Annotated in this window: 24 protein-coding genes; 10 read left to right on the top strand and 14 right to left on the bottom strand. The window is 53.5% G+C overall.

Annotation, left to right across the window (positions count from 1 at the left end; all coding sequences use genetic code 11):
* The first annotated feature begins 190 nt into the window (after positions 1-190).
* Positions 191-367 (top strand): hypothetical protein, encoded by a 177-nt coding sequence (locus AC1WNR_RS11580; protein ID WP_481644647.1) that lies wholly within the window; start codon positions 191-193, stop codon positions 365-367.
* A gap of 67 nt (positions 368-434) precedes the next feature.
* Here AC1WNR_RS11580 and AC1WNR_RS11575 read toward each other — a convergent pair whose 3' ends face one another.
* The 4 genes from AC1WNR_RS11575 to AC1WNR_RS11560 are packed head-to-tail and all read right to left on the bottom strand — an operon-like array spanning position 435 to position 4,891.
* Entirely contained in the window at positions 435-1,373 is a 939-nt protein-coding gene (locus tag AC1WNR_RS11575) for a 2-hydroxyacid dehydrogenase (protein WP_481644646.1), read from the bottom strand.
* A 52-nt stretch (positions 1,374-1,425) separates the two neighbouring features.
* Complete coding sequence (locus tag AC1WNR_RS11570) at positions 1,426-2,262, bottom strand: phosphogluconate dehydrogenase C-terminal domain-containing protein (protein ID WP_481644645.1); 837 nt, start codon at positions 2,260-2,262, stop codon at positions 1,426-1,428.
* A gap of 17 nt (positions 2,263-2,279) precedes the next feature.
* Positions 2,280-3,638 carry a four-carbon acid sugar kinase family protein gene (locus tag AC1WNR_RS11565; RefSeq protein WP_481644644.1) on the bottom strand — a complete coding sequence of 453 codons (1,359 nt, stop codon included), beginning with the start codon at positions 3,636-3,638 and terminating at the stop codon, positions 2,280-2,282.
* Positions 3,638-4,891, bottom strand: coding sequence for a ribulose-bisphosphate carboxylase large subunit family protein (locus AC1WNR_RS11560; protein ID WP_481644643.1), 1,254 nt, complete (start codon positions 4,889-4,891; stop codon positions 3,638-3,640). Before AC1WNR_RS11560 ends, AC1WNR_RS11565 begins: the two co-directional genes overlap by 1 nt.
* Positions 4,892-5,023: 132 nt before the next feature.
* Here AC1WNR_RS11560 and AC1WNR_RS11555 point away from each other — a divergent pair, with 132 nt between their 5' ends.
* The gene (locus AC1WNR_RS11555; protein ID WP_481644642.1) at positions 5,024-6,193 is read left to right on the top strand and encodes a pyridoxal phosphate-dependent aminotransferase; all 1,170 of its coding nucleotides are present in this window, start codon (positions 5,024-5,026) and stop codon (positions 6,191-6,193) included.
* Positions 6,194-6,254: 61 nt separating this feature from the next.
* On the opposite strand, the gene AC1WNR_RS11550 is transcribed toward AC1WNR_RS11555, so the two are convergent.
* The 3 genes from AC1WNR_RS11550 to AC1WNR_RS11540 are packed head-to-tail and all read right to left on the bottom strand — an operon-like array spanning position 6,255 to position 9,211.
* On the bottom strand, positions 6,255-7,595 hold the full coding sequence (locus AC1WNR_RS11550) for an NAD(P)H-dependent oxidoreductase (protein ID WP_481644641.1): 1,341 nt from the start codon (positions 7,593-7,595) through the stop codon (positions 6,255-6,257).
* Between the two features lie 60 nt (positions 7,596-7,655).
* Complete coding sequence (locus tag AC1WNR_RS11545; protein WP_481644640.1) at positions 7,656-8,501, bottom strand: fumarylacetoacetate hydrolase family protein; 846 nt, start codon at positions 8,499-8,501, stop codon at positions 7,656-7,658.
* A 41-nt stretch (positions 8,502-8,542) separates the two neighbouring features.
* Positions 8,543-9,211: a GntR family transcriptional regulator gene (locus AC1WNR_RS11540; RefSeq protein WP_481644639.1), complete on the bottom strand. Its 669-nt coding sequence runs from the start codon at positions 9,209-9,211 to the stop codon at positions 8,543-8,545.
* 256 nt (positions 9,212-9,467) lie between these two features.
* Between AC1WNR_RS11540 and AC1WNR_RS11535 the strand changes: the two genes are divergently transcribed.
* From AC1WNR_RS11535 to AC1WNR_RS11500, 8 genes are all read left to right on the top strand, one after another.
* Entirely contained in the window at positions 9,468-10,481 is a 1,014-nt protein-coding gene (locus tag AC1WNR_RS11535) for a TRAP transporter substrate-binding protein (protein WP_481644638.1), read from the top strand.
* 124 nt (positions 10,482-10,605) lie between these two features.
* Positions 10,606-11,412 (top strand): TRAP transporter small permease subunit, encoded by an 807-nt coding sequence (locus tag AC1WNR_RS11530; RefSeq protein ID WP_481644637.1) that lies wholly within the window; start codon positions 10,606-10,608, stop codon positions 11,410-11,412.
* Positions 11,413-11,418: 6 nt separating this feature from the next.
* The gene (locus tag AC1WNR_RS11525) at positions 11,419-13,053 is read left to right on the top strand and encodes a TRAP transporter large permease (RefSeq protein ID WP_481644636.1); all 1,635 of its coding nucleotides are present in this window, start codon (positions 11,419-11,421) and stop codon (positions 13,051-13,053) included.
* A gap of 83 nt (positions 13,054-13,136) precedes the next feature.
* Positions 13,137-14,627, top strand: coding sequence for a UxaA family hydrolase (locus tag AC1WNR_RS11520; RefSeq protein WP_481644635.1), 1,491 nt, complete (start codon positions 13,137-13,139; stop codon positions 14,625-14,627).
* Complete coding sequence (locus tag AC1WNR_RS11515) at positions 14,627-15,514, top strand: NAD(P)-dependent oxidoreductase (protein ID WP_481644634.1); 888 nt, start codon at positions 14,627-14,629, stop codon at positions 15,512-15,514. The genes AC1WNR_RS11520 and AC1WNR_RS11515 overlap by 1 nt, the downstream gene beginning before the upstream one ends.
* Before the next feature lie 18 nt (positions 15,515-15,532).
* Entirely contained in the window at positions 15,533-16,255 is a 723-nt protein-coding gene (locus tag AC1WNR_RS11510) for an SDR family oxidoreductase (protein WP_481644633.1), read from the top strand.
* Between the two features lie 24 nt (positions 16,256-16,279).
* Positions 16,280-17,200: a DMT family transporter gene (locus AC1WNR_RS11505; RefSeq protein WP_481644632.1), complete on the top strand. Its 921-nt coding sequence runs from the start codon at positions 16,280-16,282 to the stop codon at positions 17,198-17,200.
* Positions 17,201-17,237: 37 nt separating this feature from the next.
* Entirely contained in the window at positions 17,238-18,281 is a 1,044-nt protein-coding gene (locus AC1WNR_RS11500; protein ID WP_481644631.1) for a Gfo/Idh/MocA family protein, read from the top strand.
* Positions 18,282-18,288: 7 nt separating this feature from the next.
* Here the strand turns inward: AC1WNR_RS11500 and AC1WNR_RS11495 are convergent, their stop codons facing one another.
* Genes AC1WNR_RS11495 through AC1WNR_RS11465 form a run of 7 tightly spaced genes read right to left on the bottom strand, consistent with a single transcriptional unit; the run spans position 18,289 to position 24,627 of the window.
* Positions 18,289-19,404 carry a mandelate racemase/muconate lactonizing enzyme family protein gene (locus AC1WNR_RS11495; protein WP_481644630.1) on the bottom strand — a complete coding sequence of 372 codons (1,116 nt, stop codon included), beginning with the start codon at positions 19,402-19,404 and terminating at the stop codon, positions 18,289-18,291.
* A gap of 15 nt (positions 19,405-19,419) precedes the next feature.
* On the bottom strand, positions 19,420-20,346 hold the full coding sequence (locus AC1WNR_RS11490; protein WP_481644629.1) for an AEC family transporter: 927 nt from the start codon (positions 20,344-20,346) through the stop codon (positions 19,420-19,422).
* 3 nt (positions 20,347-20,349) lie between these two features.
* A complete protein-coding gene (locus tag AC1WNR_RS11485) occupies positions 20,350-21,108 on the bottom strand; it encodes a hydroxypyruvate isomerase family protein (protein WP_481644628.1) in 759 nt (252 codons plus the stop codon).
* Positions 21,108-21,746 (bottom strand): 3-oxo-tetronate 4-phosphate decarboxylase, encoded by a 639-nt coding sequence (otnC, locus tag AC1WNR_RS11480; RefSeq protein WP_481644627.1) that lies wholly within the window; start codon positions 21,744-21,746, stop codon positions 21,108-21,110. The genes AC1WNR_RS11485 and otnC overlap by 1 nt, the downstream gene beginning before the upstream one ends.
* 1 nt (position 21,747) lies before the next feature.
* Complete coding sequence (gene otnK / locus AC1WNR_RS11475) at positions 21,748-22,962, bottom strand: 3-oxo-tetronate kinase (RefSeq protein WP_481644626.1); 1,215 nt, start codon at positions 22,960-22,962, stop codon at positions 21,748-21,750.
* Positions 22,962-23,849: an L-threonate dehydrogenase gene (gene ltnD / locus AC1WNR_RS11470; RefSeq protein WP_481644625.1), complete on the bottom strand. Its 888-nt coding sequence runs from the start codon at positions 23,847-23,849 to the stop codon at positions 22,962-22,964. The genes otnK and ltnD overlap by 1 nt, the downstream gene beginning before the upstream one ends.
* A 16-nt stretch (positions 23,850-23,865) precedes the next feature.
* A complete protein-coding gene (locus AC1WNR_RS11465) occupies positions 23,866-24,627 on the bottom strand; it encodes an SDR family oxidoreductase (protein ID WP_481644624.1) in 762 nt (253 codons plus the stop codon).
* Between the last annotated feature and the right edge of the window lie 21 nt (positions 24,628-24,648).

Here is a 24,648-nt window from a genome sequence, read left to right as displayed (position 1 = left end):
GCGCGCAGCACATTGAGAAACGAGAGCCCTTATGGCGTAAGCTATGAGGGCTTTTTTACGCTTTAAACTATCGATGTACGAAAGTTGGCCCGCACTTTGCTAACGACTGAGAGTAAAGAGTAACTCGCCAGAGAGCGCGCTTCATATATAGCGCCCTTGGCCGATAGCGTAGAGAAGTGAGGGTAGAACTATGAACGATATTAAAGTGATTGTTACCGCTTCCGGTAAGTTGATCTGTGCAGAACGCGACAAAATGTTGGTCTTTCCAAAGACGGATGAAGAGACCGACAACTTTCTGGAGCGAGCCGCCAAAGAGTTTGATATGCGCGCGCGCAGCTATGATCCGGTCTTGGGTTTACCAATCTGAAGTAATGAGCCTGAGTCACAAAAAAAGGGAGCCTAGTGCTCCCTTTCTTATGGACCCGTCGGGGGGGTTAGTTCACCGGTGTCAGCAGTGCTGTGCCCGCGAGCTGAGCGCTGATGTTGTCACGCTGCAGCTGACCCATATCTGCGCGGGTCTCAACGGTACCAGAACCTTGGTGCGGTTGAATGGTAACGTTGTCGAGTGCGTAGAAACGCTCATCGATCTTCGGTTCATTCAGGAACACGTCCAGTGCTGCGCCGCCAAGCGCGCCGTTTGTTAGCGCCTGAATCATCGCCTCTTCATCAATCGTCGTGCCGCGAGAGATATTAACGATGATGCCACGTGGCCCCAGAGCCTCGAGCACCTCTTTGGAGACAAACCCTTTGGTCTCTTCGCCACCTACAAGTGCGACCACAAGGTAGTCGACAGCTGCAGCCAGGGCGACTGGATCGCTGTGATAGGTCCAGTTAGGCGTCTCTTTCTCCGAGCGAGCGAAGTAGTGTACGTCCATCTTGAACGCCGCCATGCGATTAGCAATCTCTCGGCCGATACGACCGAGTCCTAGGATGCCCACTTTACCGCCCGATATCTTACGCGCTAGCGGGTATTCGCCCTTGGCTGCCCAGCTACCGTCGCGCGCCCACTGGCTCGCCTGTTCAAACTTGCGGCCGTGTGCCAACAGCAGCAGCACCGCGAGATCAGCTACATCATCATTAAGTACATCGGGCGTGTTAGTTACTTTGATACCGCGAGCAGAAGCCGCTGTGGTATCGATCGCGTCGTAGCCCACACCAAAGTTGGCAACCAGCTGCAAATTCGGCAGTAGATCCATCTCTGCAGCACCAAAGGCGATATGGCCTTTAAAACCAACCACCTTTATCGCAGCGCGGGCAAGTTCATCAAGCGAGGCCACATCAGCGGGAGCGGCGCACCAAGTTGGATTGAAGGTGCTGTTGAATGCGTCGACGTCGTTCTGGGCGTAGCTACCGATTACCAGTACATCTGACATTGGATGTTGCTCCTACTGTGGCGGTTTTACCTGAATTAAGAAAAAGTGCCGATCAATCGGCACATATATCTTGAACTGACTTTTTGATCGCGTCCAGATTAAACACGTCATCGAGCCAAGTCTCTTTGAATACGACTGACTTAGCTTGGTCGATTGCTAGCAGTGCCCCATCGGAGAAACGACCTTCAAAGATGCCGAAGGCGATTGCCAGTTCGATCTTCAAGTGACCTAGCAGGAAGTCGTGTGCTGCTTCTTTTGGCACGCCCATCGCTACAGCGCGGTCTGTTGCTTCGCGCATCGCCATGGCGAAGGTTGCGCCCACTGTTTCCGACAAAGCCGGTTCAAGTACAGCAATGTTCTCCAATGTACAGCGGTGCGCGCGTGATACAGGCTGGTAGATCACCTTAGCAACCTCTTCACAGAGCGCATAATGCTCTTCAGGACCCTGAATCAGCGCACAGACGATGCCCTGAGGAGCGGCGATACCACCGAAGTAATCTTTTTGCGCTTCGATTGAGTCGTGTGCCTCAAGAATATGTGGATGACACGGGTGAGCACAGAAGTAGGTGACATCATCACGAACTGGCATCTCGCCAGCGTAAGGCGCTGCCGCATCTAATACGATAACCGCAGTACCAGGCTTCAGTTTATCTATGAAGGTGTGGCAGATCTTACCGATCAGTTTGTCGGGTACCGCCATCAGGACAACGTCGGCTCCAGCTAGAGCCACATCCTGTTCTACAACCTCGAGGCCAGTGGCCTCTTTGAGGCGCTCTCGGCCAAACTCAGAAACCTCGACTGGATCCAGTTCAAAGCGTGAGTTGGCTAGGTTTTGCGCCAAACGGACGCCCATTTTTCCGCCCGCGCCTAAAAGTGCTACTTTTGTCATCTTTTTATCCTCTTGTTTTAACAGTTTACGGCGCCAGCGCCGCGTTTAATCCATCCAAAGTAATCAGCACTGCCCATCTGACCGCCCTTAAGTGCAAGCTGTAACCCTGCCAGTTTTGGGTTGTCGGAGTGTGCTTCTAGTAGAGACGCCCCCGGTATGGTCGGTGCAAGTGCCGTGAAAGCGTAAAGGTCTAGCTCTCGAGAGACGTAGCCCGAGGTGTCACCCCCTGATATCACGGCTCGACGAATCCCTGTGGTGTGAATAAGGTCCGCCAGCACGCGTCCCAGCGCAGCACCAATACGGCTGTTGGCCAGATCCATAGATATCTGCTGGCGCTCAAGTGTTTCGCGCATGCGTGTTACGGCCGGATCATCAGGACCTTTTGCGCTGTATATCAGAGGGTCCAGACCCCGTGCCAAAGCATCCAGCGCTGCTTGTTTAACCTCAGCCTCTAAATGGCGGTCGTCCAGTGCAGCGCGCGAGGCATCGAGCTCGATCAGCTCAAAACCATTCTCTGCGGCCCAATCGATCTGTAGCGCTGTAACGGGTGAGACGGAACCAGAGACGGCCAGCATCTGCTCAACCGGTCCTGCTGAGTGGTTGCGATCGGTTGCCGGTATCCAGCCCTGCTTGCGCCAGTAGGCGACCAGTGAGTACTCGATGCCCTGAGATCCCACTGCAAAGAGTGGCGCGCTATCCCAGTAGAGGCGACCAAGTGTCTCGATATCCTGCTGTGACATAGCATCACAGCTTATAACCTCGGCACCTTCGTCAATAAGCTGCTGCAGATGCTCTTCTGCACGCTGTTGAAGGTTCTCAACGTCCATCAGGCCAAATTGTGCACGGGTCTGCTCAGCTAGGTGTCTGGCAACATCGGCCTCGGCCATGGGTGTGACTGGATGACGCGCCATAACTGGATGACGATCGAGCCGGTAAACATCACTCCCCGCTGCTGCAAACAGATTTCCGAACGCCTGATAACGACGCATAACCGGTGCTGCTACCTGGCACGGGATCCAAGGGCTTTGCATGATGGGCTTGGCGATATCAATCGCTCGTCCGACCGACCCTGAAGAGGGTGAGCTATCCAGGGTGGAGCAGATCTTGTAGTGACAGATTGGCGCGCCAGTCGATTTAATAAATTCAAATTCAGCTGGCAAGTGCTTATCCATCCACTCGGGCGAGTGCGCTCGTGCGGTTGAGGCGACTCCCAAACCGCGCACGGCCGGAAAACGGGCGAGCTGCTCATCGGTCGGCTGTTTTAGAAACAGCACCGATGGGAGCCCGGCAAACTCCAGCACCTCCATGGTCGCGGCGGAGCCGGTAAAGTCATCACCGTACCAGCTAACCAGTAGCCCTTCGGGTAGCGCCAACATTATTTAAACTTTCCTAGGGCTGCAGCGAGAGCTGGGTGAGTCTTAGCGTACTCATCGGCAGTGTAACCTTGGATTGCCGCATCCCAAGCTTCACGCAAACCGAGTACACCGGCTGCTGGGCCGTCAGGGTGCGCCATAATTCCGCCCCCCGCTGCATAGATACAGTCTGCATGACCGAGCTGAGCATAGGTTTCACTCGCTTGTACGGCCGACTGCCCCGACGAGAATACCGGCATAATCGCACAGCTCTTGGATTTGAATAGAGGTTCAGTCACAGATTTGGCCGAGCGGATGACGCTCTCGTCCGACTCACTGAATTTATTGCGCAGACCATTTACATGCATGTGGTCTACGCCGGCGATACGCCAGAATTTAGACCAGGCCGTGTACTCCCAACCAAGCATTGGATCGCGGGACAAATATCCCCAACCGTTACGGTGGGCGTGCAGCGGTAGCTGCGTATGGCGAGCCAGAGCAATAATGCCGGCTAGGCCGACCGAGTTGAGACTTGCCATCACACAGGTGCCGCCCAGCTCTTGTATCAGATCGTGGCGACGGCGCATCTCATCAATCTCGCCTGTGAGGTTGAAAGCGTACATCACTTTCTTGCCGGTACGATCGGCGGCCTCATTTATAGCGCGCATCACCTTGTATGCGCGCTCGTCGAATGGGCAGTTCGGGCCGTTAGCCTGCAGCTCGTCGTCCTTGATAAAATCGATGCCAGCATCAGCCAATGTCTTTACTAGGTCGGCCGTCTGTTGTGCGTCAAATCCAACTGAAGGCTTAACGATAGTGCCGATTAATGGCCCTGTTTCAACGCCACTCAGCCTCCGGGTCCCTTCGATGCCAAACTTTGGCCCCGGATAGGCTGCCGCAAAATCCTCTGGCACGCGTATATCGAGAATTCTAAGCCCGGAAAACTGTGACAGTTCAAACAGGTTGCCGGCAACTGTCGCCATCAGATTTAGTAGGTCTGGTCCAATATTTGCCATTGGCCAGGATAGCGTTACTTTAGCGCGATAGTAGGTATCGCCGTTGTGGCGACCGGGTAGTGAAGGGGTGAGTGTTGTACCGACCACCTCTAGGTATTCAACGCGTGCGGCTGAGCGCTCTTGCAACTCAGGCGTGTCACCGGGGACGGTAACAAAGGTTCCCGAGCTTTGCTCACCCGCCATGGCTGCGGCAGCTTGCTCGGGGTTAACGGGTGTTTCGATCATGTAATCCGCTTCAAAACGGTCGTCGACACAGCTCATAAAAGTACCTTTCTTTCGCCTGCACGCGAGCGTATGCTCGAGCGCGTTTAGTAGTATGGTTCAAATGGTATACCATTATTTTACGAAATGGTATACCAAATTAGGTCTTCAAAACAAGAAGAGGATTGTCTCGTGTTCCAACCAATATTTGCCGATAGTCTGTCTCGTCTGGGTACAGAGTCCGCTTTTGAAATCCTTGCTCGGGCTAACAAGCTTGCGGCCCAAGGCCAGGACATCATTAACCTAGGGATCGGTCAGCCGGACTTTCAAACCCCTGAACACATTGTTGAAGCGGGTATCAAAGCGCTGAAAGATGGCCATCATGGCTACACACCGGCCAATGGTATTCCTGCGCTACGTGAGGCTGTTGCTGCGGATTTGCACCGTCGTCATAACGTTGAGGTGAACCCTGATAATGTTGTCGTTGTGCCGGGCGGTAAGCCAACCATGTTCTTTGCGGTGATGTTGTTTGGTCAGCCAGGGGCCGAGATCATGTATCCGAATCCGGGCTTCCCAATCTATGAGTCTGTCATTAAGTACACCGGTGCGACGCCAGTGCCTATCGCGCTGAAAGAGGAGAACGGTTTTGCCTTCTCGGCGGAAGAAGTGTTGTCGCAGATCACCGATAAGACGCGTCTGATTATCATTAACTCGCCAGCAAACCCAACGGGTGGTGTGACGCCGCGTGAAGAGATCGACAAGCTTGTAGCCGGACTGCTTGATCATCCTCACGTCTGTCTGATGTCAGACGAGATCTACTCCAACATGCTCTACGGCGGTCGGGAGCACGTCAGCCTACTGCAGTATCCAGAGATCCGCGATCGACTGATTATGCTAGATGGCTGGTCTAAGACCTACGCCATGACCGGCTGGCGTCTTGGCTATGCCGTTTGGCCAGACTCTTGTGTGGAGCATGTGACACGCCTATGTATCAATGATCACTCTTGTGTGAATGCAGCCACTCAATATGCCGGGATTGCCGCTCTGAATGGACCTCAGGATGCAGTACACAGCATGCTCGCAGAGTTCGATAAGCGTCGGCAGTTGATTGTCTCTGAGTTGAATACCCTGCCGGGTGTTACCTGTACCGATGCGGCGGGTGCTTTCTATGCCTTCCCGAATATTTCCGGTACGGGTAAGTCGTCGACTGAGATTCAGAACCTGTTCCTAGAGAAGGCGGGTGTGGCTACCGTGAGTGGTACAGCCTTTGGTGCTTGGGGTGAAGGTTACGTGCGCTTCTCCTACGCTAACTCGCTGGAGAATATTCAGACTGCGATAAATCGTATTCGGGATGTAATGTAAGCTTCCCTGTAATAGGTGAAGAGGTCGCGTGCTACCAGCGCAGCACGCGACCGTTTTAGTTTTACCCCGCCAGCAGCTTGTTCTGCTTCTCTCGAATCGCGTGGATATCTAGATCATCGACGATCTCTACGTCATCCAGCGTCACTATCTGATCTTTCTTAATTGGGCGCTTGAGCTTCACGTTGTGTGCCAAACCGATTGGCAAGGCTTTGTGCGCAACTGACTTGGTTGCCGGTATCGCATTCGCCCAAACCTTAAAGCCACCCTCACCATCCAGAAACTCACCGGCTGCAAAGTCCCCTTTTGAGGTTGCCACGGCATCGCCGCGGAACTCATGTGAGCAGCCAGTCGGTTCATTGCGAAGTACCGCTGACAGCACTGAAATGCTTGTCTCCAGGCCGATTAGGTGGAATGGACGCCACATAGAGCCGTACCAGCCGGACTCGTCGGTGAGCATACCGTACTGCTTGAAACAGGCGCGAGTGTACTCGTCGGGCGCTTTGAAGGTGACAAACATGCCGTATTGAATGTTGTTCACCACCACTCGGCCATCGGGTTCACGGCTGGCAGCGATGTCGACCAGTCCTTTCTTCGGCAGGCGCCCACCTTCTGAGGTTGGTTTAAATACGCGAGTTAGGTCGTGCAGGCCGGCAGGCGGAAAGTCCAAGCCATCATCGGGGCAGTCTAAGCCGGTTGCGTTGGCCACTGCAGCCATCTCAATGGCGGCTTTGGTGCCATCGGTAAACGAGTTATACATTTTCGGATTGAAGTCGCCGGCTGCCACCTCCTCATCGGTCCAGCCGAAGAAACCCCAGACGGTGTCAGGGGTGGAGTAGCGGTAGTGTGGAGCGAAGTTCATGCCCTTGCCGGCAGATATGAGCTCAAACCCTGAGGCGTGCACCCAATCGACCAGTTCGCAGATAGCCGCTGGCTGGTCACCGTAAGCCATTGAGTAGACGACGCCATTCTGGCGGGCGAGTTCCGCGATGTAGGAGCCACACATCACATCTGCCTCAACATTCACCATCACCACATGCTTGCCGTTCTCAATCGCTTTAATCGCATGGCGGGTGCCCGCAGTTGGGTGGCCAGTCGCTTCGATGATTACCTCGATTTCGCCCGCCTCAAAGAGTTTGTTGGCGTCGTCAAGCACGCAGGTCTTGCCGCTGGCGTAAGCCTCTGCGATCGAGGTTGCGTTGTACTGTTCCGCATCCCAGTGCACGCGCTCGAGTGATTGCCGCGCTTTCGCTACATCCAGGTCGGCGATGCCAACGATGTGGTAACCCTCTATGTGTTTAGCCTGAGCCAGAATCATTGAACCGAACTTGCCTGCGCCGACTAGGCCGATGCGAACAGGCTTGCCTTGCGCGTTGCGCTCGGCCAGTTTTGCGTGGAGATTCATTGTTGTTTTCTCTGCGACTGAATTGAAAACGCCGGCTGAGTGAGCCGGCGTTTTAAGAGTTTACTGTGCGTCTACTGTGGTTTGACGCTGTGAGCCAAGACCATCAATCTCAAGCTCCATCACCTCGCCCGCTTTAAGATAGCGCGGTGGGTTCATACCTAGGCCAACGCCCTCTGGTGTGCCGGTACAGATAATGTCACCCGGCATCAGCTGCATGAACTGGCTCATATGCGAAACAATCTGACGTACTGTGAAGATCATGTCGCTGGTGTTCGAGTTCTGCAGCACTTCACCATTGAGGCTCAGTTTCAGGTTGAGTACTTGAGGATCAGGGATCTCATCGGTCGTTACCAGGTAAGGGCCTGTTGGACCGAAGGTTGGCGCTGACTTGCCTTTCACCCACTGACCGCTGCGCTCAATCTGGAACTCGCGTTCTGACATATCGTTGATGATGCAGTAGCCGGCAACGTAGTCCAACGCGTCCTCTTCGCTGACATAGAGCGCCTCTTTACCTATAACCACACCCAGTTCAACCTCCCAGTCCGCCTTCGATGATTTGCGCGGAATGACTACATCGTCATTCGGGCCTGAGAGACAGGAGGTTGCTTTGTTGAACAGTACAGGCTCAGCAGGCGGGTTGAGACCAGACTCTGCTGCGTGCTTAGCGTAGTTAAGGCCAACGCAGTAGAAGTTTGGTGGTGTGCCCACGCAAGAGCCCAGACGCTCTGGATTCTCCACAACAGGAAACTGTGTCAGGTCGAGTGCTTTGATTTTCGCGATAGCGTCCAGCGAGATGTTCGCGCCCTGGTAGTCAGCAACCGCTGAAGAGAGATCGCGGATGTTGCCTTCCTGATCGATCACACCAGGTTTTTCCTGACCCTTAGGGCCAAATCGCAGTAGTTTCATGTTGTTCTTTTCCTATTTGTCTCGTTTGGGCTGAACTGTTTTTAGGCAGAGAGCGCACTGTTATTTGATTCAAGTTCAATCACCTCGCGGACATCTTCCGCCAGATGATCAAGGTGAGTTTCGATAGCGGCGAGTGCCGCCTTTGAGTCTTTGGCTCGCAGTGCGTCAACGATGTCTGTGTGCTGACAAACCACGCGCTCGCGGTTGCGGCGCTGGCTGGCGGCGATATATCGAGCGCGCCAGAGTTTCTGTAGATATTGAGTGTGGGTGTTGATCAGCGGCTGGTTGTGTGAAGCCTTGGCAATCGCTGAATGGAACTGCATATCCAGTTCGAACATGTCTAGCGGATCCGTCTCATCAAAGGTATCTGACATCTGCTGCACTAAAGCTTCGATCAGTTCGAGGTCTGCTGCTGTGGCGTGCGAACAGGCCAGTTCGACTGAAAGTTTTTCCAGCGCAATCAAGACTGCGGCCTGATCCTCAACCTCTTTGAAGCCGGGTTGAGCAACTATCGGGCTGCGAGCAGGGCGAAGTTCGATAAGTCCCTCTTTGGCCAAGATGCGAATCGCTTCGCGCATCGGGGTGCGGCTTACACCGAGTTCAGCGGCGTTGTCGCGCTCTTTGATTGGTGCGCCGGGCTTGAGTTTCCCGCGCAGAATGTCGCGCCTCAAGGTGGCCGCTATACGCTCAGCAAGGGTGTTTTTCGGCATATCGGAAGGTCTCTAAATATCTTTCTTGTTATAAGAGTTTTATTACTGAAACACATTTGTAACGTTAAAAAAATTGTATTTTTTACTAAACCAAAGTGTTGTAACTGAGATTCTGTTTGGTTAGTCTTGGTTGTTGAATGGTATACCAATTGCTTTCGGAATTGTATAGCATCGGAAGAACCTCACCTGTTGGGGTAGAACAAAAATAATAATCGGCGCTAATTTTTGATGTGCCGAGACAACGGAGAATGAAGGTATGAACCTGAAGAAATCCATGCTCGTTACTGCTGTTGCTGCAGCAGTCTCTACCGCTGCAATCGCAGATCCAATGACTCTGCGTGTACAGACTCACTACGCTACCGAACACCCAACTGGTCAGATGCTGGCTACTTGGGCTGACGACGTTCAGACTATGTCTGGCGGCGAAATCACTGTTGAGATGTTCTACTCATCTTCAGTTGTAGCGACTACCGAAACTTTCGATGCTGCAATCAACGGCATCCTCGACTGTGACGCGACTGGCGGTGCTTACCAGACTGGTAAAAACCCAGCGTTCCAGTTCGTTGGTGACATCATGGGTGGCTACGACACTCCATGGCAGCAGTACTCTTGGCTGTACTACGGTGACGGCTACGCCGCTGCACAGGAACTATACAACGCACAGAACATGCAGCTGATCGGTTGGTCTATCTACGGCCAGGAATCTATGTCTTCATCTAAGCCAATCCGTGGCTTTGAAGACCTGAAAGGCTGGAAGTTCCGTTCACCACCAGGTATGGAAACTGAGATCTTCGAAAAACTGGGTGCATCTCCAATCGTAATGGACTTCACCGAGATCTTTACCGCGCTTGAGACTGGTATCATCGACGGTGCTGACGCATCAGGCCTGTACAACAACGTAGGTCTGGGTCTGTACGACATCGTTAAGCACGCGACTTACCCAGGCTTCCACTCTATGCCTTCTGACCACCTGGCATGTAACCTGGACGTATGGAACGGCATGACTGACCAGCAGCGTCGCATCATCGACACTGCATGGCAGAAACTGTCATTCCAGGTAGCACTGTCTAACGGTAAGAAGAACGCCGAAGCTGCTGCAATGCTGAAAGAGCAGGGCGTTACTCTGCACGCTTGGTCTGAAGAAGATCGCGCTGAATTCCGTAAAGCTGCACAGGCTGCATGGGATGACTGGGCGACTCGTTCACCGGAAGCAGGCGCACTGGTTGCAAGCCACAAGGCCTACCTGAAAGAGCTTGGTCTGATCAAGTAATAGAGCACTTCATCTGAAGTAACTCTGTAGAGGGGTGGGTTCTTCCTGAGCCCGCCTCTCACGCTACACTACAGAGCTGCACTGGCTCTGCACTATAAGAACAATCCTGAGTAGGATCTTCGGTATGAATACTGAAAGCCTTTGGCTTGGTTCCCTCCGACAACCCATGCGCAAGTTGATGATCGCTTTCATCTCCCTGACGGTGGTGATGTTTGGCGTCATTCTTGTCTCTAACCTGTTTTCTGAGGAGTTTCTTGGCGTCCATGAGATGATTCGTCCTGAGGGACGTCCCATGGTTGGCATTATGCTCTTCTTGTTGGCCGGCACTATGCTGACCTCTTCACTCTATCTCTCTGACACAGTCGAGAGCATTGAAGGACACCCGCAGGGCTTCTTCGATATTCTGTCATTGGTAGTTTCGCGCACTGCTATGGTGCTGACAGCGCTGACCGTACTGGTGATGTTCTATGAGGTAATACTGCGTTACCTCTTCTCAGCACCGACGCTTTGGGCAAATGAACTCTCTTTGTGGATGGCGTCATTCATCTTCCTGTTTGCTGGCCAGTACGCCATGCAGCAGCGCAGCCACATCCGCATCTATGTTATCTACGATCTGATGCCACGCTGGATGCAGAAAACTGCAGACGTAATCTCCTGTTTCCTAATTGTCTTCTTCGCGTTTGCGCTGGTGTGGGGTAACTACGCTGATGCGATGCGTCGCTTCCTGCGTATGGAGACCTTTGGTACGGCTTGGGATCCACCGATTCCGGGTATCGTTAAGCCAGCCATCCTGATCATTATTGTGCTGGTGGCTGTACAGGCGATCTCAAATTTGATTGCAGACTGGAATAAGGCGCCCGAATCACACTCTCCGCTCGATGATATCGACCAGAGTGAGATCGATAACATCCGACGGACACTGGAGAAGTAAGACGTTATGGAATTCTTAGAACTATTCTCCTGGATGAAGGTGGGCGACGTTGCCACCCTCTCCATTGTGCTGCTGATCGGGATGTTCATCCTGCTCGCGATCGGTATGCCGCTGGGCTTTGCCTCGGCATTCCTCGCGGTTGCGGTTATTGTTATGAAGTTTGGTCCGGAAATTTCGTTCAGAAGTTTCGGTCAGGGTCCTCTATCGGTACTCGCTCAGGCTGTATACCGGCAAATGACCAACTATGTGCTCATATCCATACCCTTGTTCATATTTATGGCGGCGCTATTGGAGCGTTCGGGTATCGCACGCGACATGTACAACTCGCTCAACATGTGGCTCAGCCGTACCCGTGGTGGTATCGCAATTGTCACTTCGTTGATGGCGGTAATCATGGCAGCGATGTCAGGGATCATCGGCGGCGAGGTTGTACTGCTCGGTCTTATCGCTCTGCCGCAGATGTTGCGTCTGGGTTATAACCAGAACCTGGCAATCGGTACTATTTGTGCGTCGGGCTCGCTGGGCACCATGATCCCACCGTCTATCGTTCTGATCTTCTACGGTCTGGTAACTGAGACTTCGATTAAAGCGCTGTTCACTGCTTCGTTCCTGCCAGGCTTTATTTTGGCTGGTTTGATCATGGCGTACATCTTTATCCGCACACGTATCAATCCATCTTTGGCACCACTGCCGGAGGCTGAACCTGATGACCCTGAGGGTCTGGAGAAAGGTCTGCGCTTTATTGGTTTTGTAGCCAAATTTGCGATGTACGTGATGAGCGTAGTGCTGCTACGTACTGTTTTCTTGACGCTGACCGGGCAGAACGATCCTGCGATTCTTGATGAGCCGATGCGTTGGGGTATGGTCTCTGACCTGCCGTTCCAGATCGGTTTCATTGTCGGTATGTTGGTGATTACCCGCTTCCTCGTTGGCCCGCAGCGTACGGCTGAGGGTTGGGAGATGGGTCGCGGTCTAGTCGCGCCTATTATCGTTATCGGCGTGGTTCTGGGTTCAATCTACATGGGTATCACCGGCATCACTGAAGCTGCGGGTATGGGTGTAATAGCTGTATTCGTACTCGGTGTGATTCGCCGCGAGATGACCTTTGAGGTGGTGTGGGATGCGCTCGTTCGTACACTCAAATCAACCGGTACCATCATCTGGGTAACCATTGGTGCGGCAGCACTGGCAGCGGCATATACGCTGGCGGGCGGTCCTACTTATGTAGCCAACATGATAGTGGCGGCTGATCTGCCAACTATGGGCATCATCTTCACGATGATGGTGATCTTCCTGATCATGGGTATGTTCATGGACTGGGTTGGTATCGTACTGCTGATCATGCCGGTATTCCTGCCCATCGTACTGAAACTGCCCGTTGAAGAGCTTGGCTACTTTGGTGAGGCGCTAGATCCACGTCAGGTGGCTATCTGGTTTGGTGTGGTCTTCTGTATGAACATGCAGGTGAGCTTCCTGTCACCGCCATTCGGTCCTGCAGCCTTCTATTTGAAGTCTGTAGCACCAGCGCATATCACGCTGACGCAGATTTTCCGTGGCTTCCTGCCATTCATAGGTCTGCAGCTGACAGCGCTAACCTTGCTGGTTGTTTGGCCAGAGATCGTTACCCTGATGCTCGATTAATTCGAGCATGCAGTTCAAAGTGGCGCTTCTGTGAAGCGTCACTTTTCGTTTAGGCATAGAGTTTTATTTCGATTGGGTTAAGTATGAGTACAGTTCGTCTATCAGAGCAGGACAACGTTGCGGTAGCTGTTAAAGCGATTGAGCCGGGTGAATCAGGTGCGATTGAGGCTATTCCGCAAGGTCACAAGGTTTCGCTGCGTGAAATTAAGCAAGGCGAGCCGGTACACAAGTACGCGCAGGTGATCGGCTATGCGGCCGTGGACATTCCTGCGGGCGCTCATGTTCATACCCACAACCTTGAGTTTCGAAATGTCTCTGCAGTCTATGACTTCTCGACGAACTTGCGAGAGGTCACTCCAGTCGAGACGCCTGACACCTTTATGGGTTATCGCCGTCCTACGGGTAAGGTCGGTACTCGTAATTACATCGCAGTGCTGACCAGTGTGAACTGTTCCGCTACCGCTGCGCGCATGATCGCGCAACACTTTACTGATGATAAGTTGGCGGCATACCCCAACGTTGATGGCGTAGTGGCGTTTGTTCACGGTACAGGTTGTGCAATGGGTGGTGACGGCACGGGCTTTGGCATCCTGCAACGCGTGCTCTGGGGTTATGTGCATAATCCCAATGTTGGCGCAGCTCTGATAGCGGGTTTGGGCTGTGAAACGATGCAGTTGGATAAACTGCTGGAGTTCTATGGCCTCTCCCACAACCCACTGTTCCAGACAATGAATATTCAGGATGTAGGTGGCCTGCGTAAAACCGTTGAGCGCGGTATCGCGCAGATCGAGGAGATGCTGCCGCTGGTTAATCAGGCTCAGCGTGAAGAGTGTCCTGCCTCTGAGCTCATGGTTGCACTGCAGTGTGGTGGCTCGGATGCGTTGTCCGGCATCACCGCAAACCCAGCTTTGGGCTACGCTAGTGACCTGCTAGTTGCTCAGGGTGGCGCTGTGGTGCTGGCCGAAACGCCTGAGGTTTATGGCGCTGAGCATCTGCTAACAGCGAGGGCGCGAAACACAGAGATTGGCGGCAAACTGGTGGGTCTGATTCGCTGGTGGGAGGACTACACCGCCCGCAATCACGGATCGATGGATAACAATCCCTCGCCGGGTAATAAGAAGGGGGGGCTCACTACCATTTTAGAGAAGTCGCTAGGCGCGGTAGCGAAGGGCGGCACTACGCCACTCAATGGCGTGTATAAATACGGCGAACCCGTTCGCACTCCGGGCTTCAACTTTATGGATAGCCCAGGGTATGACCCGGCCAGTGTGACCGGTCAGATCGCTTCGGGCTGTAATCTGGTGACCTTCACTACCGGGCGTGGATCGGCCTTTGGTTCTAAGCCCTCACCAACGGTAAAAGTTGCCACCAACACACCCATGTACGAGCACATGATTGAAGACATGGATGTAAATGCCGGTCGTGTATTAACTGAAGGAGCTTCGGTGGAGGATGTGGGTCGCGAGATCTACGCTTTATGGCTTAAGGTCGCTTCAGGTGAGGCGACCAAATCTGAGGCTCAGGGATTGGGAGATTATGAATTTGTCCCTTGGCAGGTAGGAGCGGTGATGTGATGAAGATAGGATTTATCGGCCTTGGTCTAATGGGCCGGGCGATGGTTGAGTGTCTACAGAAGGCAGGTTTTGAGCTAACGGTGCTTGGTAATCGCGATCGTACGGGCGTAGAGGAGGCTATCAGCCGCGGCGGCATTGAGGCCGCATCGGCCAAAGCCCTGGCTGAGTCGAGCGATATTGTGATGATCTGTGTCGGCACCTCAGATCAGGTTGAGCAGCGCATCTATGGTGACGAAGGGGTCTTGGCAGGAGCCAAGGCGGGGCAGATTGTAATCGATTTTGGTACCTCGCTCCCGGCTTCGACTCTAAAGATCGGCGCGGATCTGGCTGAGAAGGGTGCTACCTATCTGGATGCACCTCTAGGGCGCACACCCGCGCACGCAAAAGAGGGTCTGCTGAATATCATGTGTGCCGGTGATGAGGCGGCTTACGCCAAGGTTAAACCGGTCTTGGACGTGTTGGGTGAAAACGCATTTCACCTTGGTAAACTCGGTAATGGTCACACGATTAAGCTGCTTAACAACTACTACGCCATGACCAGCGCAAACGCGATGGCTGAGGCCTTTGCTATGGCTGATGCTGCCGGTATCGAGCGCGATGCGCTGTTCAATGTGCTCGCGGCCGGACCGAACCGTTCGGGTATGATGGAGTTCATTCGCAATTACGCCGTTGAGGGCAAGATTGATCTGGCATTTTCAGCAGCCAATGCGCGCAAAGATATCGGTTACTACCGCCAAATGGCGGATGACCTTGGTAAACATAGCCGCATGTCAGCATCGACCTACGCGCTTCTGTCTGAAGTATGCGAGAGCGGAGATGGCAATATGATGGTACCTGCGATTGTTGACTGGTTCAGCGATCATCTGGATAGCGAGCCACAAAAATAGGGTACGGGAGTTATTTCAATGAGATTAGCGGGTAAACGCGCATTCATTACAGCAGCCGGTCAGGGTATTGGCCGCGCAGCTGCGGAGGCGATGGCGAAAGAGGGTGCGCATGTTATCGCGACGGACCTGAAAGCTGAGTTACTAGAGGGGCTGGATGTGGCTGAAACTTTCGCGCTGGATGCACTGGATAGTGCAGCGCTGGAGAGGGCTGTTGCGGCGGCGGATGTGGATATTCTGGTCAACTGTACCGGTGTGGTTCATGCGGGTACGATCATGGATGCAAAGGACGAAGAGTTCGATTTTGCGATGAACCTTAATGTTCGCGCGCATATGCACTCAATCAAAGCGGCGCTGCCGGGAATGCTAGAAAAGGGTAACGGCTCAATCGTTAATATCGCGTCGGTCTGCTCACACCTGCGGGGGCTTCCTAATCGTTTTATTTACGGTACCTCTAAGGCTGCAACGATTGGCCTTACAAAGCAGGTTGCTGCTGACTATATTGCGCAGGGCGTGCGTTGTAACTGTATCGCACCGGGCACCGTGGACAGTCCGTCGCTGCATGATCGATTGCGGGCTACTGGTGATTACGCTGAGGCTATGAAGCAGTTTATTGCCCGTCAGCCTATGGGCCGTATTGGTGAAGCGCAGGAGATCGCTGACCTCGTTGTCTATCTGGCGTCTGATGAGAGCCGCTACATGACCGGCCAGTGTGTTGCGATAGATGGCGGCATGACGCTTTAACAACCTGTTTTCAGGAGCCTAAATTTGGCGGTAAAACCTCTCGAGGATCGTGCTGGGGTGGGTGTAATGATGATGGTGCTTGCTGTCATCCTCTTCACTGGCATCGATACCTCAGCAAAATGGCTCTCCATTGCGGGTCTACCTGTGTTGGAGATCGTTTTTCTACGCTACTTTGTGCATTTTCTGTTGGCGATGCTGATCTACATTCCACAGGATGGACTGTCGATATTTCGTTCAAACGCTCCGAAAAAGCAGTTTCTGCGCTCGATCTTCCTGTTTCTGAGCACGGTTTTTAACTTCTGGGCGTTGAAGTACCTACCGATCACGGTCACCACCACCATCGCGTTTGCCGGGCCCATAGTTACAACCCTCTTGGCGATTCCAATTCTTGGCGAAAAGGTGGGAATTCACCGTATTATCGCGGTTTGCGTGGGCTTCTTCGGGGTCGTGCTGGTGATTCAGCCTTGGAGCGCTACCTTCCATCCAGCGATGATGTTAAGTCTGGGTAACCTCATCATTGTTTCGGGTTACTTCATCATGACGCGGATGATCGCCGGTATCGAGAGTAACGCTACGCAGCAGATCTGGGGCAGCGGTGTCGCCAGTATTGCCCTGGCACCCTTTGCGCTCTATGTCTGGGTTTGGCCTGAGAACCTACATCAGTGGATTATCGTATTGGCTATCGGTTGCTTCGGTGCCTTTGGACATATGGCCTCTACCAAAGCGCATCGGTTGGCGGATGCATCTATTTTGGCGCCGATGTTCTACACCCAGGTGTTCTGGGCCGCGGTGGTCGGTGTGCTGATTTTCGATACCTGGCCAACTGTCTGGACGCTCTCAGGTGGTATGGTGATTATTTGCTCCGGGATCTACATCTGGCATCGCGAGCGACGCAAGCGCAAGCAGCCGCTGCCGCCGACGCCGGAAACCCAGCCGGAAACTTAACGATAGAGTTGGTCTTATAATAGCGTTGGAGATTAGCATGAATCAGGTGCGAATAGCGGTAGCAGGTTGTGGCCTTATCGGTCGGGAGCATATCGCTCGAATTATCGCCTCTGAACGGGCACAGTTGACGGCTACAGTTGATCCGACACCTGAGGCTGCTAAGTACGCCAATGAGCTAAGTTGTCCGCACTTTACCGACCTTGACGCGCTGCTCGACGCTGGTTTAGCCGATGCAGTTATTCTTGCTACACCCAACCACCTGCATGCGCCGCAAGCGACTCAGTTGGTTGAAGCAGGCCTCACTGTTCTGGTTGAAAAACCGATTACACACAGTCTTGAGACTGCTCGAGCACTTGTTGATCTAGTTGCAGCAAGGCAGGGGCGAGTCCTTGTGGGTCACCACCGTGCGCACAGTCCGATTATGCGTGAGGCTCAGCGGATCGTTGAACAGGGGACTCTTGGGCGCTTGGTGGGTATCCAAGGCAGCGCGACCTTCTACAAACCCGAGCACTACTTCGAAGCTGCGCCTTGGCGTACCCGCAAAGGTGGTGGTCCGATCTTGATTAACCTGATCCACGAAATCGGCAATCTGCGTCAAATTGCCGGTGAGATCGAGGCGGTGGAGGCTATCAGCTCGAACGCCACCCGGCAGTTTGAGGTAGAGGATACTGCCGCGATCTTGTTGCGTTTCACCAGTGGAGCACTAGCAACTTTCCTAGTGTCCGATGCGACGGCTGCAGCTCGCTCTTGGGAGCAGACCGCGCAGGAGAACCCCTCCTACTCAACCTACGAGGATGAGGATTGCTACGTGATCTCAGGAACTCAAGGGACCTTGTCTGTGCCCACCATGCGGATTAAACGCTTTGCTGATGGGGTAGAGCGCTCCTGGTGGAAAGAGTTGGAGTGCTCGGTACATCAACTTCAGCGTGAAGACCCGTTGATTCTTCAGTTAGACCACTTCTGTGACCTAGCGCTAGGTTTGGCCGAGCCCAGGGTCAGTGCCTTTGACGGTATGCAGAATCTGCGTGTGGTGGATGCGATAGAGCGCTCTATTGCCAGTGGTAAGCTAATAGCGCTCTAACGGGTATTTAACGAGTTGCGCTAGCCTGATTCATGCATTTGTCTGCTTCGCGCAATTTCTCCCAGTCAAAGCGTACGCCGGTTCCCGCTTCGTTTGGAGCCACTGCCATATGGTTCTCGATTACCAGCGGCCGGTCGGTGTATTGGTCGATTGGGAATGAGTGAACCTCTAACCAGCCCGCGTTGGGCTGCGCCGATAGCAGACTGACGTGTAGCTCTTGCATGCCATGACTACACACCGGGATGCCATATTTGCGACTCATTTCGGCCACTTGTAGCCAGCCAGTGACCCCACCGCAGTTGGATGCATCGGGTTGGATAAAACTCAGTTTCGCCTGTTCGAAGGCGTACTCAAACTCATGAATTGTGTGCAGGTTCTCCCCCATGGCTAAGGGTACGCCGGTGGCGTCGGCAATTTTGGCGAATCCGAGATAGTCATCAGGGATGGTCGGTTCTTCAAACCAGAGAATGTTATGCTCGGCAAACCCGCGAGCAGCCTCAATCGCCTGTTCGACACTCATGGAGTAGTTGGCATCTGCAGCGAGTGCTCGATCCGGTCCAATAAGTTCACGAATCGCAGCAACACGCTCGATATCTTCGGCGATGGTCGGTCGTCCTACTTTTAGTTTCACGCCGTTTAGGCCTTGATCGAGATAGCCCTGCATGTTGCGCAGGAGTTTATCCAGGTCAAAACCTAGGTCGATACCCCCGCCATAAGCTTTGCAGCGATCTGAGTGTCCACCGGCCATCTGCCAGAGTGGCTTGTTGGCGGCCTTGCAGCGCAGATCCCAGAGTGCGATATCAACAGCCGAGATGGCAAAGGAGGCGATACCGCCGCGTGCGACATAGTGAACGTGCCACTGCATGGCTTCATAGAGCGCCTCTACATCGGTCGCTTCTTTACCGAGTAGAAAGGGTGTGAGGTCATGCTCGAGCATCGCAAGAATTGAGCGGCCGCCTTTGCCGCCAGTATAGGTATAGCCGGTGCCTTCGCTGCCATCCTGGAGATAGAGGGTACTCGTAACCAGTTCGAAGTGAGTGTGATCACCGTGCTTGGCATCCACCAAAATCTCAGCGAGGGGAATGTCGAAGACCTGGTTAACAACTCTTACTATTTTGCTCATGAAACGCCTCGAAATTTAGCCGAAGGATAGTCCAATAATCAACGGAATCGTCAGTATGCTTACGACTGTTGAGACCAATATAGAGAAGGATACCCTATCCGATGGGATGTTGTAGTGGCTCACCAGCATGTAGATATTCCCGGCCACAGGCATCGCCGCGCAGGCTGCTAGCACTGCTGCTTCAAAGGGTCGGAGGTCAAACAGGTAGAGTGCTACTAAAGCGACGGCTAGCGGATGTATTAGCAGCTTATTTACCGATATCAGTGCGGTGCCGCCATATTCACCGCGTTGGGCATACATCATCGATGCACCGATCGCGAACAGCGCACCCGGTGTAGAGGCTCCGGCGAGAATTACCAGGAACTGATGAACTACATCAGGAGTGTTAAAGCTGAAGGTGGACCAGATCAGACCGGTTAGAATCGACAACACCATGGGGTTTTTCAGCAGACCTGCGAGCACACTGAAAACCAGTTTGATATCGAACTTACCCTTGCGGTGGGCAACAATCAGGCTAACGATCAGTGGGTAGAAGACAACCAAGTCACAAATCAGCACCATGATTACATAGGGGATGGACTCTTCACCCAGCAGAATAGGGAGCATGGCGAGCCCCATCCAGCCCATATTGCCGATGACAGAGCAGTGCCCGCTTACCAGTGCCATCTCAAAACTGTCGCCGCGAAGGCGACGCAGCCAGAGTGTGCCTAGATAGACGACGAAAGAGCCGATTAGGTAGGCAGCGGTAAATCTAAACTCAAAGATTTCGCCCAGACTTAGCTCGGATGCGAAGTTAAAGATCATCGCAGAGAGCGGGAAGTAGAAGACGAATTTGGTTAGATAGGCCGTCGCTTCACGAGAGAAATTGCCACTAAATGCGGCAAAGAACCCGAGCGCGATCAGACCAAAAAATGGCAGCGTATTTAGAAAGACTGTCAGCATCGATTAGGCGCCGAGGCTCTTCATCCAACCCAAGGTCTCATCGGTATTTCCCGCGACCTTATACTCTGCTCCGAGAGGTATCTCCCACCCAGCGTTATCGATGTGGGCAAAGATCTCGGCATAGTCGACCTCACCATGATCGGGAGCACCGCGGTCAGGAACGGCCGCAAACTGCACATGGCCGATGTAGGGCAGGCAGGCGTCAAAGCGGGCTATTACATCCGCCTCCATTCTGCCGACATGGTAGCAGTCAAACATCAGCTTAACGTTTGCCAAGTTAAGTTTCTCGAGCAACTCAACAGCGTGCACCGTATCACGCAAGAAGTAACCCGGCATATCGAAGGCGTTGAGTGGCTCTATCAGTATTCCCATGTCCTGAGCCTGGGCTTGCTCAGATGCGTAGCGCAGGTTGTCTAAATAGGTCTGCTCTGAGAGGTCGCCTTCAGTTTGTCCGGCCATTACATGAACGTTAAGCGCGCCAATCGCTGCGCCGTAAGCGATCGCTTGGTCGATGGCTGCGCGCGCTTCATTCACACTATCAGGCAGTGCAGCCAGTCCGGCATTGAGTGGGCCACGAACGGTATTGAGCCCAAGCATGGTGAGTCCGGTTTCGCTCAAGGCGGACTGTACATCAGCGACGGGTTGATCGTAGGGCCAATGACACTCGACGGCGTCAAAACCTGCCACTTTTGCCGCGCGAATTGCGTCGGCAAGTGGTCGATCCGTCCAGAGAAAACCAAGATTGGCTGAAAAAGCGGGCATCAGTTCCACTCCACATTGTATTGGCGCACCAGAGCATCAACCTGCTCAGGGGTGAGTCCGTTGGGTTCAAGCGCACGAGTTAAGAAGGCGAGCTTTGCCGTCGCTTCTAGCTCCTCTGCAGCATACACAGCTGCTTCAATATTTTTTGCGGTCACAACGGGACCGTGATTAGCCAGCATAACGGCAGCATGTTTACCGGCGAGACCCGTTATCGCTTTGCCTATTTCGGGGCTGCCGGGGATGTAGTAGGGCAGCAGGCGCACCTTGCCTAACTGCATAATGCCGTATGGCGTCAGGTGCGGTAGCCAGTCCGTTTCGTCCTGCGCAGGCAGCAAAGAGAGTGCCGTTGAGTGGCAACTGTGCAAGTGCACCACGGCACCCGCTTTGTCGCCGCGCGTATTGTAGAACGCCTGATGCAGTGGCACCTCTTTGGTTGGTTTAGCCCCCGAAATTAGTTCGCCCTCTGGGCTGATCACACTAAGCCCTTCGGGAGTCAGACGGCCCAACGAGGAGCCCGTGGGTGTAACAATGATGTTACCGTCCGGTAAGCGGGCCGAGAGATTGCCGGTACTGCCGTGGGTAAGGCCGCGGTTATAGAGGCTGAGCCCCAACTCGCATAGCTGCTCACGAATATCCACTCTATTGCTCCAGTAGGCTCAATGCATCTTTGAAGAAGGTTGGACTGCCAAAGTTACCACTCTTGAGTGCCAGTGCAACCGGATCCTTGCTGCTGCCTGAGTAGACCCAAGGCACGCCTGGACAGATCTCTTTGCCGATCAAGACCTCACGCACACCCAGTGCCTGAGTCACGGCTCCCGAGGTTTCACCACCGGCAACCACAAATCGACGCACGCCACGGATATATGCCTGCTGTGCAAGAGTCGCCATCGCTTGCTCAACGAGTTCTCCCGCTGCAGCTACACCCAGTTGCGCCTGTGAGGCTTTTACCGCTTCGGGCGTATCCGTTGCGTAAATGAGCCCCACTTGATTGGCATCGAGGCTATCAATCCAGTTCAAGCACTGCTCTATTGTCTCTGCGTTCAACTCGCTCGGTTTGAGTTGGTAGCTTGGATTTGAGGCTTTCCACTCAGTAACTTGGCTGTTGGTCATCTGCGAACAGCTACCGCTGAAGATGATGGCCGCTTTAGCCGGCTGAGGGTCAGCGACGGGGTCGGTTGAACTCAAGCCAAGCTTATCTGGAATGGGCATTGCCAGCGCACTGCCGCCGGTGAGCAGCACCGTCTCAGGTGTCCGCTCTATCAGTCGCACAAGATCGTTGAATTCAACTGCATCAGCAATTATGTGGGTTGTCTTTGGCATTGGCTGATCATCAGCCTGTTGGATTCGGTTCCACAGACCCACGCTACCCTTTACCTGAGGCTCTAAAACACGGACCAGGTTTGAGTCAGTCATCGGTGTTAGTGGGTGATCTTTGAGGCTCGATTCATTGAGTAACTGCTCACCCACAAAAAGATTGCCCATAAAGACTGAACGGCCGTTTTCTGGAAACGCGGGGCAGTAGAGCGCCTGTGTCTGACCGGTAATAGCCATTAATGCCTCGGCTACGGGGCCAATGTTACCTTCAGCTGTAGAGTCGAAGGTGGAACAGTACTTCCAGTAGAGCGATTCAGCGCCACCTGCTAGCAGCCAGTGTGCGGCCTCTGAACAGTCAGCCACCGCCTTTTCGACAGGTTCGGTGCGGCACTTAAGCGCAACGATTTCGATATCTGCGCTGCCATCTGAAGGCTGGTCAGGCAGACCAAAATGGAGTTTTACCGAGGCGCCGCTGCGACGCAGTAGGCCAGCTAGGTCGGTCGCGCCGGTGAAGTCGTCTGCAATACAACCTAGTTTCATCAATCCATCCCCGGCACTTTGACGCCAGATTTCTGCGCCAGAATTTTCACGATCGCACTGTCATCTTCGAGCCCCAAACCAGACTCAGAGGCCTCTTTATAGAGGTCTAATGCGGTCTGCGACAGCGGTGTTTCGACACCTTTGAGGTTTGCTTCGTCAGTGACGATACCCATGTCCTTAACAAAAATATTCACGGTAGAGAGCGGCGTGTAGTCACCCTCGACGATGTGTGGACCGCGGTTCTCCCACATCCATGAGTTACCGGCACACTTAGTGATGATCTCGAATACTTGCTGCAGGTCCATGTCGTATGAGGCAGCCATATTTAGCGCCTCTGCAGTAGAGGCGATATGAACACCCGCAAGCAACTGGTTGATTAGTTTCATGCGCGAGCCGTTGCCAGCTTCAGCCCCGAGGTCGAAGACGTTTGCCGAAATTGCATCAAAAATCGGTTTGATTTGGCTCATCGACTCGGGCGCACCTGAGGCCATGATCGACATCTCACCGCTCGCTGCTTTACCTGCACCACCGCTGACCGGGGCATCGATGTAACCGAAACCTGCGTCAATCACCTTGCTGGAGATCTCAGTCGCCTTTGATGGCGGAATGGTCACACAGTTGATGACCGTAGCGCCGGTTGAAAGTTTATCCATCAGTGGAGAGTCGAACAGTACGGACTCAGCTTGTTGTGCGTTCACCACAAAAAGCACAACCGCATCGATGGCATCGATATCACTCCAGTCGCTGGTTGCCTGACCGTATTCGCTTTGAAAGCGCTCAACTGAACTTGGATTTAGATCAAAGCCCCAGGTGTTCAAGCCGGCTTTGGCGCAGTTACTCGCCGCGCCGTAGCCCATTGAGCCGAGGCCCACTACAACTACATTCATCTATATTCTCCAAGAATTAGAGGCAGGCGGTCATTCCGCCATCAACAAACAGTGTCTGCCCATTTACGAAGGAAGACGCGCTTGAGGTCAAAAAGACACAAGCGCCCACGAGCTCCTCAATCTGTCCCCAACGACCTGTTGGCGTGCGCTTATTAATCCAAGCACAGAACTCCGGATCTTCTACCAGGGCGGCATTTAGAGGCGTATCGAAGTAGCCCGGAGCAATGGCGTTGCATGTCAGACCATGTTTGGCCCAATCGGTTGCCATACCCTTAGTGAGATTAGCTACCGCACCCTTGGAGGTGGTGTAAGGGGCAATGCCCGGGCGCGCCATCGCTGTTTGGACGCTAGCGATATTCACAATTTTGCCATACCCACGCGGGATCATATGATTGGCCGCTGCCTGGCTCACATAAAAAATAGAGTTAACGTTGGTTCGCATCAGGTGATCGAACGTATCTACCGGATACTCTTCCAGCGGGGTGCGGAACTGCATACCGGCATTGTTGATCAGGATAGATATTGGCCCCTTGTTGGCTTCGTAGTCATCGATAACGGTTTTGACTTCGTCAGCTTTGGTGACGTCAAAGCAGAGGGTGTCGATAGTGAACCCCTCATCAGCCAGGGTCTTCGCTGCTTCCTCAAGTTTTTCGGGGTTGCGAGCGTTCAGAATGACGCGCGCGCCCGCCTCTGCGAGGCCGCGAGCTAAGGCAAAACCTATACCCATAGATGAACCGGTTACGAGGGCGGTTTGTCCAGTAAGATCAAAAAGTTTCATGTTCGTCTCTGCACTGCTGTG

This window comes from Marinobacterium marisflavi, from assembly GCF_982447095.1.
This window is presented reverse-complemented; position numbering and strand designations above follow the sequence as displayed.

What these genes read in the sequence shown, in the direction of transcription:
- AC1WNR_RS11580 (WP_481644647.1), top strand. Translation starts at nt 191, where the DNA reads ATGAACGATATTAAAGTGATTGTTACCGCTTCCGGTAAGTTGATCTGT.
- AC1WNR_RS11575 (WP_481644646.1), bottom strand. Translation starts at nt 1,373, where the DNA reads ATGTCAGATGTACTGGTAATCGGTAGCTACGCCCAGAACGACGTCGAC.
- AC1WNR_RS11570 (WP_481644645.1), bottom strand. Translation starts at nt 2,262, where the DNA reads ATGACAAAAGTAGCACTTTTAGGCGCGGGCGGAAAAATGGGCGTCCGT.
- AC1WNR_RS11565 (WP_481644644.1), bottom strand. Translation starts at nt 3,638, where the DNA reads ATGTTGGCGCTACCCGAAGGGCTACTGGTTAGCTGGTACGGTGATGAC.
- AC1WNR_RS11560 (WP_481644643.1), bottom strand. Translation starts at nt 4,891, where the DNA reads ATGAGCTGTGTCGACGACCGTTTTGAAGCGGATTACATGATCGAAACA.
- AC1WNR_RS11550 (WP_481644641.1), bottom strand. Translation starts at nt 7,595, where the DNA reads ATGAATCTCCACGCAAAACTGGCCGAGCGCAACGCGCAAGGCAAGCCT.
- AC1WNR_RS11545 (WP_481644640.1), bottom strand. Translation starts at nt 8,501, where the DNA reads ATGAAACTACTGCGATTTGGCCCTAAGGGTCAGGAAAAACCTGGTGTG.
- AC1WNR_RS11540 (WP_481644639.1), bottom strand. Translation starts at nt 9,211, where the DNA reads ATGCCGAAAAACACCCTTGCTGAGCGTATAGCGGCCACCTTGAGGCGC.
- AC1WNR_RS11535 (WP_481644638.1), top strand. Translation starts at nt 9,468, where the DNA reads ATGAACCTGAAGAAATCCATGCTCGTTACTGCTGTTGCTGCAGCAGTC.
- AC1WNR_RS11530 (WP_481644637.1), top strand. Translation starts at nt 10,606, where the DNA reads ATGAATACTGAAAGCCTTTGGCTTGGTTCCCTCCGACAACCCATGCGC.
- AC1WNR_RS11525 (WP_481644636.1), top strand. Translation starts at nt 11,419, where the DNA reads ATGGAATTCTTAGAACTATTCTCCTGGATGAAGGTGGGCGACGTTGCC.
- AC1WNR_RS11520 (WP_481644635.1), top strand. Translation starts at nt 13,137, where the DNA reads ATGAGTACAGTTCGTCTATCAGAGCAGGACAACGTTGCGGTAGCTGTT.
- AC1WNR_RS11515 (WP_481644634.1), top strand. Translation starts at nt 14,627, where the DNA reads ATGAAGATAGGATTTATCGGCCTTGGTCTAATGGGCCGGGCGATGGTT.
- AC1WNR_RS11510 (WP_481644633.1), top strand. Translation starts at nt 15,533, where the DNA reads ATGAGATTAGCGGGTAAACGCGCATTCATTACAGCAGCCGGTCAGGGT.
- AC1WNR_RS11500 (WP_481644631.1), top strand. Translation starts at nt 17,238, where the DNA reads ATGAATCAGGTGCGAATAGCGGTAGCAGGTTGTGGCCTTATCGGTCGG.
- AC1WNR_RS11495 (WP_481644630.1), bottom strand. Translation starts at nt 19,404, where the DNA reads ATGAGCAAAATAGTAAGAGTTGTTAACCAGGTCTTCGACATTCCCCTC.
- AC1WNR_RS11490 (WP_481644629.1), bottom strand. Translation starts at nt 20,346, where the DNA reads ATGCTGACAGTCTTTCTAAATACGCTGCCATTTTTTGGTCTGATCGCG.
- AC1WNR_RS11485 (WP_481644628.1), bottom strand. Translation starts at nt 21,108, where the DNA reads ATGCCCGCTTTTTCAGCCAATCTTGGTTTTCTCTGGACGGATCGACCA.
- otnK (WP_481644626.1), bottom strand. Translation starts at nt 22,962, where the DNA reads ATGAAACTAGGTTGTATTGCAGACGACTTCACCGGCGCGACCGACCTA.
- ltnD (WP_481644625.1), bottom strand. Translation starts at nt 23,849, where the DNA reads ATGAATGTAGTTGTAGTGGGCCTCGGCTCAATGGGCTACGGCGCGGCG.
- AC1WNR_RS11465 (WP_481644624.1), bottom strand. Translation starts at nt 24,627, where the DNA reads ATGAAACTTTTTGATCTTACTGGACAAACCGCCCTCGTAACCGGTTCA.